Source organism: Mycobacterium sp. E2479 (assembly GCF_001667925.1).
Lineage (GTDB): Bacteria > Actinomycetota > Actinomycetes > Mycobacteriales > Mycobacteriaceae > Mycobacterium.
The window spans coordinates 1-20,774 of the sequence record NZ_LZJR01000091.1; the positions used below are offsets into that span (position 1 = coordinate 1).

The following is a 20,774-nucleotide window of genomic DNA, read 5'->3' on the forward strand; positions in this document are numbered from 1 at the left end:
AACACCGCCCGGTTGCCCCACTCATCCAGCCCGACCTGCTCATCGTCATCGAGCAGATCAATCGACAGCAACCGCCGAGTCGGATCGGCGGTCATGGCCACCAGCACCGTTCGCAAGCGGGCGAACAACGACTCGATCCTGGCCGCGTCGAACACGTTGGCGTCGTACTCGACGCGAAGGCCCAACTCGGGACCTGGAATGGCAGCGACCGCCAGCGGGTAGTGGGTCGATTCGTGCATGTGGAACTCGGTGATGACCAACTCGTGTCCGCCGACCAACTCTGCGGTGTCCACCGGGTAGTTTTCGAAGACGAACAAAGTGTCGAACAACTGGTCATGTCCGGCGAGTCGGTGGATCTCGGCGAGCGCCAGATGGTGATGCTCCACCGTGCGGTTAGAGAAGTCTTGTAGCTGATCCAGCAGGTCGGCGACCGTGGTGGCGGCGGTGATCCGTGCCCTCATCGGAACCGTGTTGATCAACAGCCCCACCATCGAATCCGCGCCGGCCAGCTCCGCCGGCCGCCCCGACACCGCGGTGCCAAAGGCCACGTCATACTGGCCGGTCAGCCAAACCAACACCTGCGCCCACGCCGCCTGCAGCACGACGTTGACGGTGGTTTGTCGCGTGCGGGCCAACTCGCCGACGGCATGGGTGATTTCCGCAGAGATCCAGAACGATTCGACGCCTGGCGGCCCGGGCTCTAATCGCCCGGGCGGACTCACCACGGTTGGGGCGTCAAGACCCGCCAACACCTCACGCCAGACCGTCTGGGCCGCATCGCGGTCCCGCCCGGCGAGCCATCCCACAAATTGGCGATACGACGGTGCCGCGGGCAGCTGGCGTCCGTAATAGCCGGCGAAGATTTCTCCCATGAGGATGGGCAACGACCAGCCATCCAGGACGATGTGGTGATTGGTCAGCACCAATCGGTGCCGATCTCGGGCCGTGCGGATCAACACCGCCCGAAATGACGGCGGGTCGGCCAGATCGCAAACCGCTGCACGTTCAGCAGCGCCGACTTCGTCGATCCATGCGTCGACGTCCACGTCAACACCGTCCAAGTCGATGTACCGCCACGGCAGCACCGGATCGGCCGGGATTATTTGCACCGGCTCGTCGAACTGTGCCCAGAATCGGGCCGCCAAGTTGGGATGCCGGCTCACCACCGTGTGCAGCGCCTCGCGCAGCCGGTCCCGGTCGAGGCCACCGCTGAAAGTGATGTCGAGCTGTACCGCGTACACGTCGTGGCCGCCCTGCGCGGTGCTGGTGTGAAACAGCAGTCCGTGTTGCAGAGGGGTCAACGGCAACACGTCAGCAATGCGGTACTGTTCCTGCAGCTCATCGAGCTGGTGCTGGGTCAGACGAGCGGGAGCGAAATCTGACGGTGTCCAGCCTCCCCCGCCAGCGCGAACATGCGTACAGATGCCGGCCAGGGCCTCAAACCACAACCGGCCCAGCCGATCGACCTGTTCGTGGTCCACCGCCGACGGCGCCCATGTCCAGTTCGCGTGTAGCCGCGGGCCGGATTCGGTATCCACGGTGCCCGCGTTGAGTTCCACGGTGTGCGGCATCGGCATCGCCATCGGCATCCCCGCGACCGCACCGCTCAGCGACAGCCCGTCCCGGCGAACCCGCCACAGGTCGTCGAAAACCTCGGCCGCCGCGCCCAGTCGTCCCAGGTAGTTGAACCCGATCACCGGGTCGGAGCCGGCCAGCTCAACCTCGGGATTCACGTATCGCAGCAAACCGTAACTCAGAGGATCGGGCAGGGCGCGCAGCTGTTCCTTGGCGCCCTTGACCAGCGCGCCCAACGCCGTCTCACCGGCGACCACCTGGTCCCACGTCAGCCCAGCAACGCTCAGCGCCACGGGGTATTTAGTGGTGAACCAACCCACCGTGCGCGTCAGGTCCACATCGTCGGCCAGCTCCTCGTCGCGCCCATGACCTTCCACGTCGATGGCGATCGGCGCGGTAGGGCGTCCGGAGAATTCTGCGACCGCCAAGGCGAACGCGATCAGCAAAATGTCGTGCACTCCAGCGTGAAACGCCGTCGGCACCTCGCCCAACAGGACCCGCGTGGTCTCGGCGTCCAGCGACACCGACAAGTGACCGGCCGCGGCAAACGTATCCACCCCTTGCTGCACCGCTGGCAACACCGCCGGCGCGGCCGCCACCTGCCGCCACGCCTCGGCCTGATCAACGACCGCCGGCGTGCGCGCGTGCTCAGCCAGCAGCGACGACCACCGGGCAAACGAGGTTCCCGTCGGCGGCAGAGCTATCGGCTGCCCGCCGCGACGCTGGACCCATGCGAGGTTGATGTCTTCCAGCAAGATCCGCCACGACACCCCGTCGACGGCCAGATGGTGAATGATCAACGCCAACTCGCCCGTCGACCCAGCCCACAGCGCGCTGAGCATCACCCCGGCGGCCGGGTCCAATCGCGAGCGTGCCTCGGCCAGCGCTTCCTCGGACAACGCGGTTACTGCTCGCAGGCAATCGGTTGCATCCTGGGACCCAGGCTCGGGAACCTCTAGCAACCAGTTCCCGGCGCCATCGTCGTCAGCGCGCAACCGCAACATGGCATGCCGATCCAGCAGCGCCTGCAACACGGCCACCACATCGGTCTCATCCACCCCGGCCGGGGCATGCACAACTACGGTCTGGTTGAACTGCTCAACCGGGCCACCGGCCTCCAGCAGCGACCGCATGATCGGCGTCGGGATGACCTGCCCGACACCCTCGTCAATGCGGAAGGCCTCAGACGTGCCCACCGCGGCAACCCGGGCCAGTCGGGCCACCGTTTGCTCGACGAACACGTGGCGCGGCCGAAACACCAGGCCGGCGGCCCGCGCGTGGGCCACGACCTGCATCGACAAAATGCTGTCGCCACCCAGCTCGAAGAACGAATCGTCAACCCCGACCCGCGCCAGCCCCAGCACCTGGGCATAGATCCCGGCCAGGATCTCCTCGGTCACGTTGGCCGGGGCCCGGTAACGGTCGCCGCCTTGATACTCCGGCGCCGGTAGTGCGCGGACATCGAGTTTGCCGTTGGTCGTCAGCGGCAGTGCGTCCAGCACCACCACCGCGGTCGGCACCATATACGTCGGCAGTCGCTCCGCCAACGCGCTGCGCACCTGGGCCGGGTCGGCGGTACCGGTCATGTAGCCGACCAGCCGCTTGTCGCCGGGGCGATCCTCACGGGCGATCACCGCCGCCTGCTCCACCCCGTCAAGCCCCAACAGCGCCGCCTGCACTTCACCCAACTCGATGCGATACCCGCGGATCTTGACCTGCTCGTCTGCGCGACCCACATACCGCAACTGCCCGTCGGCACCCCAACTCACCAGGTCCCCGGTCCGGTACATGCGTTTCCCAAGCGTTTCCGGCCCGCCGAACGGACACGCCACAAAGCGCGAAGCACTCAAGCCCGCCCGGCCCAGATACCCGTAGGCCACCCCGTCGCCGGCCACATACAACTCACCCACCGCACCTGCAGGCACGGGATGCAACCAACCGTCCAGCACGAATAAGGCCGCTCCGGGTACAGGTACACCGATCGGCACCGGCCCTGCCCCCACATCGAGGGGCGAGCTGATCGCCACGACCATCGTGGTCTCGGTCGGGCCGTAGGCGTTGCGCATCACGCGTCCCGGCGCCCATCGATCCACCAGCTCAGCCGGGCAGGGCTCGCCCGCGACCGTCACCGCCATCGATCCCAGGCCCTGTGGAGACAACACGCCCAGCGCAGAAGGGGTCCGGGCGAGCGCACTGACTTGCTCGGTCACCAGCAATGCGTGGAGGTCCTCCGGGGAACTGGCCACATCTTCGGGCACCACCACCAGCCGGCCACCAGTCAGCAGCGAACCGAAGATCTCCCACACCGACGAGTCGAACCCGTACGAATGACACTGCGTCCACACCCCCGGCGTGGCCAGATAGGTATCCAGCACCTGGAGCAATTGGGTGACGTTTCGGTGGCTGACGGCCACCCCTTTGGGAACGCCGGTAGTTCCCGAGGTGTAGATCAGGTAGGCGATGTCGTCGGGCGCGGGCGCCGGCAAGCTCGCGTCCGGGTAGGAAGCGATGCGACGGTCGTCGATGTCGATGACGTGAAGGTCGTACCCGTCTAGCCGCGGGCGCAGGTCTGCCGTGGCGACGGCGGCGACCGGCTCGGCATCAGCGACCATGAATTTGATGCGTGCGTCGGGGTGCGCCGGGTCGATAGGCACATAGGCCGCACCGGTTTTCAGAACTGCCAACATTGCGACGACCGTCTTGGCCGAACGCGCCAACAGTAACGCCACACACTGCCCGGGACGCACGCCGTCAGCGGCCAACAGATGCGCCAACCGGTTGGACGCCTCATCGAGCTCTCGATATGACATCGAGCTGCCCTCATAGGTCAGCGCTATCGCTTCCGGAGTCAGGTCGGCCTGCGCGGCAAACAACGTGGGCAGCGACACCGACGTGCCTGGCGGCCGAGTCAGAATCCCCCGGTTGCCCCAATTACTCAACCAGTCATGCTCATTGGCATCCAGGAGGTCGATCGTGGATAGCCGCCGGGTCGGGTCAGCGGTCATGGCAGCTAAGAGCCGCTCCAACCGTTTCGCCAGATCGCGGACCTCGAAATTCCAGGAGGACCGTCCATCGGACGCTGTGCTCAGGAAAAGGTCGTCACCGGAGCTGGAAAACATCAGGCCGAAGCCATCTACGACGCCGCTGTTGGTCAAGGAGGCCGAAGCCGTGACGCCGCCAAAAGGCAAAGTGAATCGAGACGGGAGAAAATTGACGGTCACCCTGTCGAATGACCGTCCATGCCCTCGCGTTTTGCGCTCGAGGGCTTCCACCGGAAACCTCTGGTGCTGCACCGCTTCTCGTATTCGGGTGTCCACGTATCCGCAAAAATCGGCAACGGTGGACACAGGCGACAGCCTCAACACCAGGGGCACGACTCCTGCAACCATCCCTGGAAGCGTTTTCGACTCCGGACGCACGCGTCTGCTGACGGGAAAATCGAGTACTACCTCTGACCCATCCGCGTGGTACCCGCGGACCAGAAGCGCGCATGCCGCCGTGATCACCGATGAGCGAGGCACGCTCCACACCCGGCATAACTCATCGATGCGCCGAATTGTCAAAGGGTTCAACCGAACCGGATCAGAAGGCGGCTCAGGTTCCCGTTCGCCGCCGTGCTGGGGCAAGCGGTGCTGCTCTCCGCTCTCCCCGGGAAGGTTCTGCGACCAATAACTCTGATCTTCCAGGTATTCCCTGGACGCCTCATATTCCTGCTCGCACTCAACCAGGTCATCCAAGGACCCCAAGACGGCAGCAGGAATAGGCGCCCCGGAGACAACGGCAGAGTAGACCGCCGCCAGCCGCTGGCCGATCAGCGCTATGCCGGACCCGTCCAGGACTATGTGATGGACGCACCAGAACAGGTAGAACTCATCGTGGCGCACCTGGAACAGTGCAAACTTGAACAGCGGTCCGGTAAACGGCATGGGCGTGTTCTGTATTGACGACGCGATCCGATGGGCTTCCTGCAGCGGATCGCTCGAGCAGCTCAGGTCATAAAAATCGACCTTGACGTCCGCGTACTCGATCACCCTTTGCAGGACCTGGCCGTCCTCCTCGAAGAAGGCGGCCCTGATTGGCTCGGCCTCGCTTACGGATCGGCGGATCGCCCACTCCAGGGCTTCAAGTTCTACCGGGCCCTCGAACTTCACGAACAGGCCCAACTGCCACCCCGTGCCGAGCTGACCCGTCTCCTGCGCAAGCCAAATTTCTAGTTGACCCCGCGTCAGTGGAAGTGCCCGGTCCCCAAGCACCATCGACTCCTTTAAGTAACAGAGCTGCCGATCAGAAGCCCAGCCCGCCGATAAGATTCGTGCCTAGACCTGGTGGCTGCAGATGACAACGGTTTAGCTCGCCGGAGTCCAGACAGGGAGTACCCGTCGCTACGGGGCATGCCGTCCGCGAGCCAGTTGCAACATCGGCGATGGCCGCCCACACGCTGTGGTGCTTTGCTTCGTTGCCCAAGGCAGAACGCTTCCCCGCACCGCCGTCGTCGAACGGATCAATCGTCAATGTGCCCCCAGCCGGCCCGAAGGCAAGGAATGCGAAACCGCTCCAAACCATAGTGGAGGTCAACGCGCCGTGATGGAATTTCGGCGAACTTTCTGGCGAAGCTCTAAGGACCGCGGCGCAAGGATTGCGGTCACACGCTGTTCGAGGTCGTGAACTGCAGTGACGGGTAGACCTCGCAGTTGCGAACCCGGACACAAGCTAACCCGAAAGTTGCGGCCCGTCTGAGAGGCCAAGAAGCAACGGGCCGCTGCCACTCAGGCTGGCTTCGCCGCCGCGGCGTCGCCCACGAAACCGTCGCTCTATGCCTTGCGGCAACACTCCGGTCGTTTCGACCCGGTGGGCTCCGCTCCGCCGCCGGGGACCTGCGGGTCGCGATTGCGGGCACATGCAAAACGTCAGTAACATGCCGTACGCAGGCCAAATGCATCACAATCCAATATCGCGCCAATATCGCGTCGGCAAACCGCGGATACAGGGGCCTCCGGCATGCTTTACTCGTCAATCAGGTGACGGTCCCTGAGGCGCTGCTCTTTTGAAGTGACCGCCGCGCGGCTAGGCTGCGGCGTGGATCTTCCAAGATGCTGCTGTCCGATGGGCCGCGGATGGTCTGTAGGTTGCATGTTCGAACAACTGACGTACGCCGGGTGGAAGCGGGTGGAAGGTTGGATGCGATGGTCGAGCGGGGGGTCCGAGACATTGCAGGAGCCGACTCCGATGTCGCTGACACGGCTCCTGTTGCCATCTCGCAAGAGGCCGGTCACCGGCGCGGTCTCTTGAGGGGTGCTGGCAGGCCGCCCGCCGCGCCCGCGACGGTGGCCGGGTCTCGTGACGTCCGCCGAAACCGGGGGTTTTCCATTTTCAAGGTTGTGGGCAGGCTATGGGTGCCGTTGGTCATACTCGCCGTCGTTGTCGCGGGAGGTTTCACCGTGTCCCGCTTGCACGGGGTCTTCGGCTCTGAGAAGCAACTTTCTTACACCGACACACGGAGCCAAGACACCAAGCCCTACAACCCCAAGCATTTGAGGTACGAGGTTTATGGGCCGCCGGGGACGGTGGCGGAGATCGCCTATTTCGACGTCAATGGTGACCCGCAGCGTCTCAAGGGGGCACCGTTGCCGTGGTCGCTGGAATTCCCGCTCGGCGCTGCGTCGGCAGTCGGAAATGTCATCGCTCAAGGCGATAGCAATACCATTGGCTGTCGCATCCTCATCGACGATGTGGTCAAAGCCGAAAAGGTTTCACACGAAACGAATGCATTCACCTTCTGCCTGCTGAAGTCCGCATGAGCGAACAACATATGGACACCGTGCCCACCAAGCCGCCGCTGGCGGCTCGGATAATTCACCGATTTTCGGTCCCGATCATCTTGGCGTGGGTGGCGCTCGTCGTAATACTTGGCATCGCCGTCCCCTCCTTGGAGCAGGTCGAGCGAACACATTCGATACCGCAGATTCTCAGCGATGCGCCGTCGTTCAAGGCGACGGTGCGCATGGCTGAGGACTTCAAGGAAACTGGTTCCGAAAGTTCCGTGATGAGCTCTTCGGGCAGTACCGTGATGGTCGTCTTGGTGGGTCAGCAGCTCCTGGGCGAGGACGCTCACAAGTACTACGATCGCATGATTCGTCAGTTGCGCGATGATCCCAAACACGTTGAGCACATTCAGGATTTCTGGAGCGATCCACTCTTGGAGGGCGCTGCGCAAAGCGCCGACGGTAAGGCCGCGTATGCGCAACTGAGCCTCCACGGTGCCCCCGGCTCGGCCCTGGCGAGCGAATCGATCGACGCCGTCCGGCACGTCGTGTCGCGGACCCCGGCACCCCCAGGCGTCAAAGCGTATGTCACCGGCCCAGCGGCGATCGTTTCCGACATGGGCAGCAGTGGCGACCGTACCGTCATCGTCATCACGCTGGTCAGCCTCGCCGTCATCTGCACAATGTTGCTTCTCGTCTACCGTTCTTTCCTCACCGTAATTCTCTTGTTGCTGATGGTCGGGATCGAATTGCAGGTGGCCCGCGGGCTTGTCGCGTTCCTCGGCAATTACGGAATCATCGGTCTTAGTACTTTCGCCGTCAATCTGCTGGTATCCCTCGTTATTGCGGCCGGAACCGACTACGGGATCTTCTTCGTCGGGCGGTATCAAGAGGCACGGCAGGCCGGCGAGAGCCGGGAAATGGCCTATTACACCACATACCACGGTGTGGCCAAGATTGTCTTAGCTTCCGGTGTGACTATCGCCGGAGCGCTTTTCTGCCTCAAATTCACCCGGCTTCCCCAGTTCCAATCTCTGGCTGTTCCTTCCGCGGTAGGCGTACTCGTCGCGGTCGCGGTCGCCCTCACGCTGGTTCCGGCAGTCCTTCACGTAGGTAGTCGGTTCGGTCTCTTCGATCCGAGGCGGACGATCGCATTACACGGATGGCGACGCATAGGCACGGCAATCGTCCGTTGGCCTGCGCCGATTCTCATCGTGACTTTGGCAGTCACACTGATTGGGCTATTGACGCTGCCGGGCTACAAACCCAGTTACAACGACATGAATTACATCCCCAAAAACATTCCCGCAGCCGTCGGTCTTGCGGCCGCGGAACAGCACTTCGGCGTCTCACGAATGTTGTCGCCCGAGATCCTGCTCGTCGAGGCAGATCACGACCTGCGCAATCCGGCAGATGCGTTAGTTTTGAACAAACTAGAAAAAGGCATACTCGCGGTTCCGGGTATTTCGAGAGTGCAGGGCTTGACGCATCCTCAGGGAACGCCTCTCGGCCATACGAGCATCCCGTTCATGCTCAGCATGCAGCAAGCCGCACAGCTGCAAATCATGCCTTTCCAGCAAGAGCGCATGAATGACCTGCTCAAGCAGGCCGACGAGATGCAGCAAATGATCGGGATCATGCAGCACATGTATGGTCTGATGCAGCAGCTCGTCGGTGTGACCCACCACATGGTCGGCACGACGCATGACGTGCAGCAAGTCACCGACGAACTACGAGATCACATTTCGGATTTCGAGGACATGTGGCGGCCGATCCGGAGTTACTTCTACTGGGAAAAGCACTGCTACGATATTCCCATCTGCTTTTCTCTGCGATCCGTATTCGACACACTTGATGGTGTCGACGAAATCACCGATAAATTGAAGGATTTGGTGGCAGACCTCGATCACATTGACGTGATTATGCCGCAGATTCTCGTCTCGTTTCCGCCGATGATCGAGATCATGCAGAGCATGCACACCATGCTCTTGACCATGCACAGCACCATGGCCGGAACCATGCACGCGATGGACGAGAACAGTGGAAATTCCACGGCGATGGGTAAGGCTTTCGATGACTCCAAGAACGACGATTCCTTCTATATCGGCCCCGAGACATTTAAAAACGCCGACTTCAAGCGAGTAGAGAAGCTCTTCCTGTCTCCCGACGGAAAGACCGCTCGTTTGCTGATCACGCAAAGGGCCGATCCCGCCTCTCCCGAGGGCGTCGGACGGGTCGATGCGATAAAGAACGCGGCCATCGAATCGCTCAAGGGAACTCCGTTGGAGGGTGCCAAGATCTACCTCGCGGGCACGGCCGCAATAACGAAAGACGTGGTGGACGGCTCCAAGTTCGATCTCTTGATCGCGGGAGTTGCCGCGCTGTGCCTCATCTTCATCATCATGTTGATCATGACGCGAAGCTTCGTTGCCGCCCTGGTCATCGTGGGTACGGTATTGGTGTCGCTGGGCGCCTCCTTCGGTCTGTCCGTACTGCTCTGGCAGGACCTACTCGGCATACAAATACATTGGCTTGTGCTGGTAATGGCTGTGCTAGTCCTTCTAGCGGTGGGGTCTGACTACAACCTGCTATTGGTCGCCCGGATGAAAGAAGAAGTCGGCGCCGGCATAAAAACGGGCATCATTCGCGCCATGGGTGGTACGGGCAAGGTCGTGACCAACGCAGGTCTGGTGTTCGCGTTCACCATGGCATCCATGATCGTCAGTGACCTCGTGATCATCGGTCAGATAGGCACGACGATCGGTCTGGGTCTGCTGTTCGACACCTTGGTTGTGCGTGCATTCATGACACCATCCATCGCCGCCCTGCTGGGGCGCTGGTTCTGGTGGCCGCAGAACGTACGCCCTCGCCCTGCCAGCGCATTACTTCGACCCTTAGGACCCCGTCCATTGGTACGCGCGCTGCTGAAACAGCCGCAGTAATGGCGCTGTATCCGGTTGAGCGCCGAATGAGCTCAGAAGACTACCCGCGCGCCCCGTTCATGGCGCGTTCGATCCGCAAGCTTGCGATACTGATCATCTTGGCATGGGTGGCGCTGACTCTGGTTGTGACCTTTGGGGTCCCGTCGCTCGAGCACGTCGGTCAGGAGCACTCCGTACCACTGGCTCCCCAGGACGCACCGGCGGTGCAGGCCATGAAGCGCATGGGCAAGGACTTCAAGGAGTCCGATTCGGACAGCTTCGCGATGATCGTGCTCGAGGGACAGCAGCCCCTCGGCGAGGATGCGCATACTTACTACGCCGAACTGGTTCGCAAGCTCAAAGCCGATCCGCAGCATATCGAGCATGTGCAGGATTTATGGGGAGATCGACTTACACAGGCGGGTGCCCAGAGTCCCGATGCCAAGGCCGCATATGTCCAAGTGAACCTGGCCGGCAACCAGGGTACGACCTTGGGGCAGGATTCCGTGGCGGCGGTACGGAACATCATTGATCGGACACCGCCGCCCCCAGGCGTTCGGACCTATGTCACCGGTCCGTCGGCGCTCATCTCCGATATGCAGAACGCCGGTAACAGATCAATTTTGAAGATGACCATTATCGGCGCCGTGATTATTTTCACGGTATTGCTTTTTGTCTACCGTTCGGTTGTTACCGTGATCGTGTTGCTGGTCACGGTCGGCATCGAGGTATTTGCCGCGCGCGGAATTATCGCATTTCTCGGCGACAACAACTTAGTCGCTCTCTCCACATTCGCCATCAACTTGCTGGTGGCCCTCGCCATGGCGGCGGGAACAGACTACGGAATCTTCTTTTTCGGCCGTTATCAAGAGGCGCGCCAGGCCGGCGAGGATCGTGAAAGGGCCTATTACAGCACCTACCGCGGAGTTGCCCCCGTTGTTTTGGGTTCGGGCTTGACGATCGCGGGGGCGATGTTGTGCTTGAGCTTCACTCGAATGCCCATATTCCAAACCATCGGTGTCCCATGCGCGGTGGGCATGTTCCTATCCGTTGCGATCGCACTGACCTTGGTGCCCGCGGTTCTCGTCGTGGGAGGTAGGTTCGGACTCCTAGACCCGAAGCGGATGCTTGGATACGGTCGATGGCGCCGCATCGGTACCGCGATTGTCCGATGGCCCGCGCCCATTCTCGTGGCGACGGTCACCATCGCGCTTGTCGGTCTCGTGACTCTGCCGGGTTACAAAACAAGCTACAACGACCGGCTCTACATACCCAAAGATATTCCGGCCAATGTAGGGTACGCGGCCGCGGACCGTCACTTCTCCCAGTCCCGGATGATGCCCGAGATCCTGATGATTGAATCGAATCACGATCTTCGCAATCCGGCCGACTTTCTCTTGTTGCACAAGCTTGCCAAAGCAGTTTTCCGCGTTCCGGGTATCTCTCGGGTGCAGGGAGTGACCCGACCCGAGGGAACGCCGATTGAGCACACGTCAATACCGTTTCTGATAAGCCTGCAGAACGCGACAATGCTACAAAACATGAAGTACATGAAATTACGTACCGATGACATGCTCAAGCAGGCTGAAATGATGAACCAGCAGATCGCGATCATGAAGCGGCTGTACGAGCTGCAGAAAGACATCACGGCGACTACGCATCACTCGATCGGGACGACGCGAGAAATGCAGCTCGTTGTTCATGACCTAAGAGATCACGTTTCGGACTTCGAGGACATGTGGCGGCCGCTCCGTAGTTATTTCTACTGGGAAAAGCACTGCTACGACATCCCAATATGTTTTTCGCTCAGATCAATTTTCGATACGCTCGACGGCGTAGACGAGCTGACCGACAAGATGGACAATCTCGTCAATGTAGACCTTTCCCAGATGGACGTGCTGTTGCCGCAGCTGCTCGAGCAATTCCCGCCAATGATTGAAATGGCGGAGAGCGCGCACACGATGATTTTGACAATGCACAGCACCATGGCCGGGACCTTCAGCATGATGGACGATTCGACCGACAAGGTCACCGCCATGGGAGAAGCGTTCGACGCGGCCAAGAACGATGATTCGTTTTTCTTGCCGCCTGAAGTCTTCCAGAACGAAGACTTCAAGAAGGCGATGAACTCGTTCTTGTCTCCGGACGGCAAAGCGGCTCGATTCATCATTTCGCATGTGGGAGATCCGGCGACACCTGAGGGCATAGCGCGAATCGATAAAATAAAGAATGCGGCCCAGGAGGCGCTCAAAAACACACCCCTTGAAGACGCCAAGATCTATCTTGCCGGCACGGCATCGACCTTCAAAGATTTTCACGACGGGGCAAAATACGATCTGTATATCGCTGGGATTGGTGCGCTCTGCCTTATTTTCATCATCATGCTCGTCCTCACCCGGAGTTTCGTGGCCGCCTTGGTGATCGTGGGCACGGTGGCGCTATCCCTCGGGGCATCGTTCGGACTCTCGGTACTGATATGGCAGGACATCCTCGGTATCAAGCTGCACTGGATGGTGCTTCCGATGTCTGTGATCGTCCTTCTGGCGGTCGGGTCTGACTACAACCTGCTGCTGGTGTCCCGGATGAGAGACGAGATAGCCGCCGGAATCAATACCGGCATCATCCGCGCGATGGGCGGCACCGGCAAGGTCGTGACGAACGCGGGCCTGGTGTTCGCATTCACCATGGCCTCCATGGTCTTCAGCGACCTGCAGATCATCGGTCAGGTCGGAAGCACGATCGGCCTGGGCCTGCTGTTCGACACTCTGATCGTGCGTTCATTCATGACGCCATCAATCGCCGCGCTGCTCGGACGCTGGTTCTGGTGGCCGCAGCTAGTTCGTCCACGCCCGGCCAGCCGAATGCTTCGTTCGCTGCCACCGCGGCCGGTCGTGCGCGAACTGCTCGGGGAGAAGTTCGGTGGCGACGATGCGGTGACCGCCCCGATCCCGAGGCCTTCGAGGCTTCCGTCCTACTAGGCCGGGCTGCCGCGGAGCGCTCACTCCAACGCCGGGTGGCCGACCATCCGTGTCAGCCGGCGACCGCTCCGGGCTCGAAGTAGGGTGCACCGTATTCGGTGATCGGTTCGAAACCGCGCTTGCGCGCTTTCTCGGCGGCCTTGCGGATCAGCGCATAGATTCCGACGAACGCCGCGTGATCGGTCATCACGAACGGTGTCAGCAGGCGGTTGTGCACCAGTGAGAAAGCCACACCACTCGCCGGATCGGTCCAGCCGAGCGAACCACCCAGGCCGACGTGGCCGAAGCCGGGCATCACACCCCCGATCGGCAGGCTGTGGTAGCCCAGGTGGAAAGCCAAGGGCACGTAGAGGTTTCGGTCCGGGCGCAGGCTGCGCTCCCCCGTCAGTCCCGCAACCAGCTGGCGGGAGAGGAATCGGGTGCCGTCAACCTCGCCGCCATTGGCGATCGCGCCGTACATCCGGGCCAGCCCGCGCGCCGTCACAACGCCATTGGCAGCCGGGATCTCCGCGTCCAGCAGCGGGACATCGCCTTGAACGGCGGCCATCAGGCCCTTGAAATACATCGACCGGTACGCGCCCGAAAGCTCGTTGGCGACCTTGCGCGTCACGTAGCCCAGAACGGGGTTTCCGATCATGTTTTGCGGGCAGATGATCTCGGCGACCCGGGTCGGCGCCTCAGCCGGCGGCCGGCCGAGGTGCAGGCCGTCGGTGTCCAACGGCTGGGCGAGCTCCTCGCGGATCAGCGTGCCCATGCCCTTGCCTGTCACCGCTCGGCCCAGGCCGGACATCAGCCACCCGAAGGTCAGCGCATGATATGCCGATTTGCCCAGCAGCCGGCCGGGAGCCGCCGCGGCCAGCTTTTCCTCCATCACGACGTGATCGAGCAGTTCATCCATGGTGGCGCCGCGCAGGCCCGACAGGCCGGCCTGGTGTCGCATCACCTGCCGCACGGTCATGTCTGCCTTGCCGTTGGCAGCGAACTCGGGCCAGTACTCGGCAACGGGAGCTTCGTAGTCGATCAGCCCTCGATCCGCAAGCCGGTGAATGACCGTGGCGGCCATCCCCTTGGTCGCCGAGAAAACCATCGGCGCGGTGTCCGCCGTCCATGGCCGTTGTCCGCCCCGGTCGGCCCACCCCGTCCAGACGTCCACGACCGGTTGGCCGTCGAGATACACGGCCAGCGCGCCGCCGCCGAAACGACGGGCGGGGAACATGCTGGAAAAACTGCGAACGACGCATCCGAAGTGTGAGTCCGCCGCGCCGGACACACGGTGACCTGCGTCAAGGTCATCGTGGACAGGGACCGCGCGGCGATCGACTCGGGTTTCCACCGTCACATTTTCGAATTTACTTGGATTACACACCTGGCAGGAGCGTAATCAGATTGTTTATCTATCCGTTATTCTGACGCTACCGATAATATTTGCTGGGCCGCCAGTGCGGGGGTCAACTCCCCTGCCTTGACCCGCGCTTCGATGTCGGCACGCATCTTGCGCACCTTCGGGTTGGACAACAGTCGGTCCAGCACCGTGTCCCGTACCATCTGCCAGGTCCAGTCGACCAGCTGGGCCCGGCGGCGCGCCTCGAATTCCCCGGCCTCGTTCAAGACCTGCCGATGACGTTCGATGGTGTCCCACAATTCCTCGAGGCCGGTTCCCTCGATCGCGCTCATCGTGAGAACGGGCGGCCGCCAAAGTGTTTCACGCGGATGTATCAACCGGATCGCCCCGGACAGCTCGCGCGCCGCCGACCGAGCTTCGGCGAGATGGTCCCCGTCGGCCTTGTTCACCACGACGACATCGGCCAGCTCCAGCACACCTTTTTTGATGCCCTGGAGCTGGTCGCCGCCGCGCGCCAGCGTCAGCAACACGAACGTGTCCACCATGTTCGCCACGGTCACCTCGGACTGACCGACCCCGACGGTCTCGATCAGGATCACGTCAAACCCGGCGGCCGCCAGCAGGACCGCGGTTTCGCGGGTGGCCTTCGCCACCCCGCCCAGGGTGCCCGACGTGGGCGAGGGCCGAATGTATGCATTCGGATGCATGGCCAGGCGCGCCATCCGGGTCTTGTCACCCAGGATCGAGCCGCCGGTGCGAGTCGACGACGGGTCGACGGCCAACACCGCCACCCGATGGCCCAGTTCGATCAGATGCATGCCGAGGGCCTCGATGCAGGTGGACTTGCCCACCCCGGGAATCCCGGTGATGCCGACCCGATACGCGTCACCGGCGTCCGGCGTCAGCTCCAGCAGCAGCTGCTGAGCCTTCTCGCGATGGTCGGCCCGCGTGGACTCCAGCAGCGTGATGGCCCGCGGCAACACCGAGCGGTCGCCGTTGCGAACCGCCTCGGCCAACTGCTCGACGGAGTCCTTTCGTTTGGAAGCCATTTAGTCGAGCGTGTAACCCAGCCGGTCGGCGAGCTTGTGCAGCAAGCCGATTGCGGCGTCGGCGATTACGGTGCCGGGCGGGAAGATGGCGGCGGCCCCGGCCTGGTACAGCTCGTCGAAGTCGCCCGGCGGAATGACGCCGCCGACCACGATCATGATGTCGGGCCGCCCCACTTCGGCCATCGCCTCGCGCAGCGCGGGCACCAACGTCAGATGACCTGCCGCCAGCGAGGACACCCCGACTACGTGCACGTCGTTGTCGGCGGCCTGGCGGGCCACCTCCTCGGGCGTGGAGAACAACGACCCTACGTCGACGTCGAATCCGATGTCCGCGAACGCCGTCGCGATCACCTTCTGGCCGCGGTCGTGGCCATCCTGGCCCATCTTCGCGACGAGGATCCGGGGCCGGCGACCGTCGGCTTCCGCGAACTTTTCGACGAGTTCGGTCGCGGCAGAGAAGGAAGTCATGTTTCCGCCTCCTCTTGCTTCTTCGCGGTAGACCCCGGCGATGGTACGGATCTCCGCCTGGTGACGGCCATACACCTTCTCCAGCGCGTCGGAGATCTCGCCGACGGTGGCCTTATGGCGGGCCGCGTCGATGGCCAGGGCCAGCAAGTTGTTGCCCAGCCCATCCACACCGGCGCGACCGTGGGCCGCCGCGGCACGCGACAGTTCCGCCAGCGCGGCGTCCACCGCCGACTGGTCGCGACTTTCCCGCAGTTCCTTCAGCTTGGCCAGCTGCTCGGCGCGCACTCGGCTGTTCTCGACCTTGAGGACCTCGACCTCTTGGTCCTCTTCGACCTGGTACTTGTTGATCCCGATCACCGGCTGAATCCCGGAGTCGATCCGCGCCTGGGTCCGTGCGGCCGCCTCCTCGATGCGCAGCTTGGGGATGCCGTCGCTGATGGCCTGCGCCATGCCGCCGTGCTCGGCCACCTCGGCGATGTGGGCGCGGGCACGCTGGGCGAGCTGATGGGTCAGCCATTCGACGTAATACGAACCGCCCCACGGGTCGATCGGTCGCGTGGTGCCCGACTCCTGCTGTAACACCAGCTGCGTGTTGCGGGCGATGCGAGCCGAGAAGTCGGTGGGCAATGCGAGCGCCTCGTCGAGCGCGTTGGTGTGCAGCGACTGCGTGTGCCCCTGGGTCGCCGCCATCGCCTCGATGCAGGTGCGGGCGACGTTGTTGAAGGCGTCCTGCGCGGTCAGTGACCAGCCGGAGGTCTGCGAATGTGTGCGCAGCGACAGCGATTTGGCGTTCTTCGGGCCGAACTGGGAGACCAGCTCGCTCCACAACAGCCGGCCCGCCCGTAGCTTGGCGACCTCCATGAAAAAGTTCATCCCGATGCCCCAGAAGAAGGACAGCCGCGGCGCGAACTTGTCGATGTCCAGCTCGGCATCCAACCCGGCCTTGATGTAGTCGACCCCGTCGGCCAGCGTGTAGGCCAACTCCAAATCGGCTGTGGCACCGGCTTCCTGGATGTGGTAGCCGGAGATCGAGATAGAGTTGAACTTCGGCATTTTCGCGCTGGTGTAGGCGAAGATGTCGGAGATGATTCGCATCGATGGCTTGGGCGGATAGATGTAGGTGTTGCGCACCATGAACTCTTTGAGGATGTCGTTCTGGATGGTGCCGGCCAGCTTCTCCGGCGGTACGCCCTGCTCCTCCGCGGCTACCACGTACAGCGCCAGGATCGGCAGCACCGCGCCGTTCATGGTCATCGACACCGACACCGTCGACAGATCGATGCCGTCGAACAGTTGGCGCATGTCGAGGATGGAATCGATTGCCACACCGGCCATTCCGACATCACCCTGCACCCGGGGGTGATCGGAGTCGTAACCGCGGTGGGTGGCCAGGTCGAAGGCCACCGACAAACCCTTCTGGCCCGCGGCCAGGTTGCGCCGGTAGAAGGCGTTGGACTCCGCGGCGGTGGAGAAACCGGCGTACTGCCTAATCGTCCACGGCTGGTTGACATACATCGTCGGGTAAGGCCCGCGCACGAAGGGTGGTTCGCCGGGGAAGCTGTGCAGCGGATACCCTTCGGCCTGCACGGCCGCACGGTCTGCGCCGATGTAAACGGGTTTGACGTCGATGTCTTCCGGTGTCTGCCACTTCAGTTGGTCGGACGTGTACGAATAGGCGGCCGCGGCCGCGGCTACGTGTTCCTCGACGGCGGCCTCGGTCGCAGGCGTGACAGTTCGCTCGCTATGCAGCGGCACATCGGCGAAGCTGCCAACCGCAGGTGCAGTGGTCGTCATCGTAACTACGCCCCCAGCCTCGTGAGCAGATCCGACAGAGCTTCGACCGCATTGATTTTCGCGGTCAGGAACTGGTCCGGTTGGTGTTCGGCGTCGGCCACGGCTTTTTCGGGCCCGGCCAGACAGACCCACGAGACACCCGCGCCGCGGGCCGCCTGTACGACGCCCGAGGCCTCCTTTTGGTAGCGCTTGTCGGTGCCGCAGACGACGGCCGACGTCGGCGACCCCGCGTGCAACACCGCTGATGCGACACCGTCGGCATCGACCGTTCCCGGGTTGATGGCCTCGATGCCGCCGGAAGCCAACAGATTCGAAGCGAATGTCGCGCGGATGTTGTTCTCGGCCAAGGGGCCCAGCGGCAGCAGCAAAACCTGGGGCCGGGATCCGGTGCGGGCCAGGTACGCGTCCGAGCGGTCCCGCAGCTTCTCGAACTCCGCGGCGTACCGCACCAGGTTTCCGGAAGCGAGCGGCGAGTACGTCGAGTCGCTGTGCGGCAGAGGAGCTTCGGCGAGGTTCGGGAATTCGTTGACACCGGTGATCGCGGTCCTGCGATGCGCGATGTCGTCGTTGCGGCGGGCGGTTACCTCGGCGATCTGGCCGACGATGAGGTCGCGGGCCTTCGTGAATCCGCCGTGCGACTCGATAGCCTGGAAATGCTCCCAGGCCCGCTCGGCCAGGCGCCGGGTGAGGTCCTCCACGAACCAGGAGCCACCGGCCGGGTCCAACACACGACCCACATGTGACTCCTCGAGAAGCAACAGCTGGGTGTTGCGTGCGATGCGACGGGCGAAACTCGTTGCTACGCCCGGGAATCCACCGTCGATCGCGACGTCGAACGGGAATACCAGCAACGAGTCGGCGCCGCCGACGCCGGCGCCGAAAGCGGCCAGGGTGCAACGCAGCATGTTCACCCACGGGTCGCGCTGGGTCATCATCGGCAGCGACGTCTCGGCGTGGACCACGGCCGCGCCGGCGTCCGGCTCGCCGACGACTTCGGCCACCCGCGCCCAAAGATTGCGCGCGGCGCGGAACTTGGCGATCGTCATGAACTGGTCGTCATCGGCGGCGAACCGGAAGCTGATCTGCCGCAACGCCTCGCCGATGGACAACCCCGATTCGGTGAGCACCCGCAGGTAACTCACCCCGGCCCCGACACCGGCGGCGAGCTCCCACGTCGCGTTGGCACCGAGGTTGTGGAACGCGGGCCCGTCGACGGTGATCGCACGCACGCCGGTGTGACCGGCGGCGCGCTTGGCCACCGCGATCACATCTTCGATCGTCGGCGCGGGCCGTCCACTGTACGCCGCGCTCAGCGGATCGCCGCCCAGGTCGATTGACAACGTGGCGCGCTGATCGGGTTCCACCCCCTCCGCCAGCGCAAGCACCACGTCGCTGGCGGCCGGATAGTCGGCGCCGGCTTCCAGGATCAGTGGGGCCATGCTCAGATAGACATCCTCGAGCGTCTCCCCCAGCTGATCGGGCGCCACGCCCGATTCCCCGATCCGCAGGATCACGGCGCTGGCCCCGTTGCCGAGCGCTTCCAGCACCGCGGAGTTCACGTCCTTTGCCGCGACGCCGGGCACCGGGGTGGCCGGGAAGGCCTCGGCGACCTTCCAGCCGGACTTGACGTCCCGCAACGGGTCGCCGCCGCGCACATAGGGCCACTCGCCCGGCAGCGGCGGTTCTGGCAGTTCGTCGAGCGCGGTGTAGAGCGCGCGGATCGCGATTCCGTCATACGTCTGGGTTTCCAGGAGCCGCTCGGGCGCGTCCCCCAACTGCCCGAGGTCTTTCCTGGTGCTTTTGGCCAGCACACCGGCGACCGCACTGCGCCAACGCCCGCGAACCTGTTCTAGGTCCGCGAGCTCGGGTACATCAATGGACACCGATTGCTCCCTTTTCCCAGCATTTGGGCTACAACTCCGGGGATACCACTTAGCTACTGAGGCTAATTGATGACCGCTCGTCGCTAAAACCGCCAGGTGCGGAAAGCGTTCCCGATTTCCGGTGAAACACCACCCGGGGGAAACCGCTTATTCATCTGTGCCCCGTACCCTAGGAAGGCGTGACGGGTTCCGCCACCAGCAAAATCACCGAAACGCTCCGCGATGTCGGCTGCGCCATCGGCTCCGCCGCGCGAGGCGTGTCCCGGTCGCGGATCGCCTGGACAGTGGTGGGCATCACAGCGCTGGTGGTGCTGGCATCGTGGCTGCCGCTGCCTTCGCCCGTGCAGATGCGTGACTGGGCGCAGTCCGTCGGACCGTGGTTTCCACTGGCGTTCCTGGTCGCCCACATCCTTGTGACGGTGGTGCCCATCCCGCGTACGGCGTTCACGCTGGCGGCCGGACTGCTGTTCGGCCCTCTGCTGGGTGTCACCATCGCGGTGGCCGCCAGCACCGCGAGCGCGATGATCGCGATGCTGCTGGTGCGCGCACTCGGGTGGCGGCTTAACCGGTTGGTGCGCCACCGATCGATCGACACCGTGGAACAGCGCCTGCGACAACGCGGCTGGCTGGCCATCTTGTCGCTGCGGCTGATTCCCGCGGTGCCGTTCTCGGCGCTCAACTACACCGCGGGGGCATCGAGCGTGCGGGTGCTGCCTTACGCGGTAGCCACTCTGGTCGGGTTGCTGCCCGGCACCACAGCCGTGGTGGTTCTCGGCGATGCGCTCGCCGGTCACATCAGCGCGCTGCTGTATCTGGTGTCGGCGGTCACCAGCGCTCTGGGCCTGACGGGGCTGATCATCGAGATCCGGCACTTCCGCAGGCACCACCGCCGGGCGCACCGTCCCCTCGACGAGAAGCCTTCCCCGGAGCCGGCCACCGTCGGTTGATCACGCCTTCGCCCGAGCGGCGGTGAATCGTGACGGCGGCGGCACCGCGCTCAGC

The 20,774-nt window shown here is 63.3% G+C and carries 9 protein-coding genes; 4 read left to right on the forward strand and 5 right to left on the reverse strand.

The annotated features are described in order from the left end of the window. Positions 1 to 5,831: non-ribosomal peptide synthetase (locus A5686_RS13725; protein ID WP_156750062.1), on the reverse strand; the 5,831-nt coding region annotated here is incomplete at its 3' end. A 1,122-nt stretch (positions 5,832 to 6,953) separates the two neighbouring features. Here A5686_RS13725 and A5686_RS13730 point away from each other — a divergent pair. The 3 genes from A5686_RS13730 to A5686_RS13740 are packed head-to-tail and all read left to right on the forward strand — an operon-like array spanning position 6,954 to position 13,236. Next, the gene (locus A5686_RS13730; protein ID WP_067934934.1) at positions 6,954 to 7,373 is read left to right on the forward strand and encodes an MmpS family protein; all 420 of its coding nucleotides are present in this window, start codon (positions 6,954 to 6,956) and stop codon (positions 7,371 to 7,373) included. Continuing rightward, on the forward strand, positions 7,370 to 10,279 hold the full coding sequence (locus tag A5686_RS13735) for an RND family transporter (RefSeq protein ID WP_067934936.1): 2,910 nt from the start codon (positions 7,370 to 7,372) through the stop codon (positions 10,277 to 10,279). The genes A5686_RS13730 and A5686_RS13735 overlap by 4 nt, the downstream gene beginning before the upstream one ends. Before the next feature lie 26 nt (positions 10,280 to 10,305). Continuing rightward, the gene (locus A5686_RS13740; protein WP_067934981.1) at positions 10,306 to 13,236 is read left to right on the forward strand and encodes an RND family transporter; all 2,931 of its coding nucleotides are present in this window, start codon (positions 10,306 to 10,308) and stop codon (positions 13,234 to 13,236) included. A 52-nt stretch (positions 13,237 to 13,288) separates the two neighbouring features. Here the strand turns inward: A5686_RS13740 and A5686_RS13745 are convergent, their stop codons facing one another. The 4 genes from A5686_RS13745 to mutA all read right to left on the reverse strand — a co-directional run bounded on the left by A5686_RS13745 (position 13,289) and on the right by mutA (position 19,772). Then, positions 13,289 to 14,575 (reverse strand): serine hydrolase domain-containing protein, encoded by a 1,287-nt coding sequence (locus tag A5686_RS13745; RefSeq protein ID WP_067934938.1) that lies wholly within the window; start codon positions 14,573 to 14,575, stop codon positions 13,289 to 13,291. A 62-nt stretch (positions 14,576 to 14,637) separates the two neighbouring features. Then, entirely contained in the window at positions 14,638 to 15,627 is a 990-nt protein-coding gene (meaB, locus tag A5686_RS13750; RefSeq protein WP_067934940.1) for a methylmalonyl Co-A mutase-associated GTPase MeaB, read from the reverse strand. Continuing rightward, positions 15,628 to 17,889, reverse strand: a complete 2,262-nt coding sequence (gene scpA, locus A5686_RS13755; protein WP_067934941.1) for a methylmalonyl-CoA mutase — start codon at positions 17,887 to 17,889, stop codon at positions 15,628 to 15,630. Positions 17,890 to 17,894: 5 nt separating this feature from the next. Then, positions 17,895 to 19,772: a methylmalonyl-CoA mutase small subunit gene (gene mutA / locus A5686_RS13760; protein ID WP_067934943.1), complete on the reverse strand. Its 1,878-nt coding sequence runs from the start codon at positions 19,770 to 19,772 to the stop codon at positions 17,895 to 17,897. Between the two features lie 179 nt (positions 19,773 to 19,951). On the opposite strand from mutA, the gene A5686_RS13765 reads away from it, so the two are divergent. Then, positions 19,952 to 20,719, forward strand: coding sequence for a TVP38/TMEM64 family protein (locus A5686_RS13765; RefSeq protein ID WP_067934945.1), 768 nt, complete (start codon positions 19,952 to 19,954; stop codon positions 20,717 to 20,719). The last annotated feature ends 55 nt before the right edge of the window (positions 20,720 to 20,774 follow it).

Bases quoted from the DNA above. Each gene is read 5' to 3' on its own strand.
- meaB (WP_067934940.1), bottom strand. From the start codon at position 15,627: ATGGCTTCCAAACGAAAGGACTCCGTCGAGCAGTTGGCCGAGGCGGTT.
- A5686_RS13740 (WP_067934981.1), top strand. From the start codon at position 10,306: ATGAGCTCAGAAGACTACCCGCGCGCCCCGTTCATGGCGCGTTCGATC.
- A5686_RS13735 (WP_067934936.1), top strand. From the start codon at position 7,370: ATGAGCGAACAACATATGGACACCGTGCCCACCAAGCCGCCGCTGGCG.
- scpA (WP_067934941.1), bottom strand. From the start codon at position 17,889: ATGACGACCACTGCACCTGCGGTTGGCAGCTTCGCCGATGTGCCGCTG.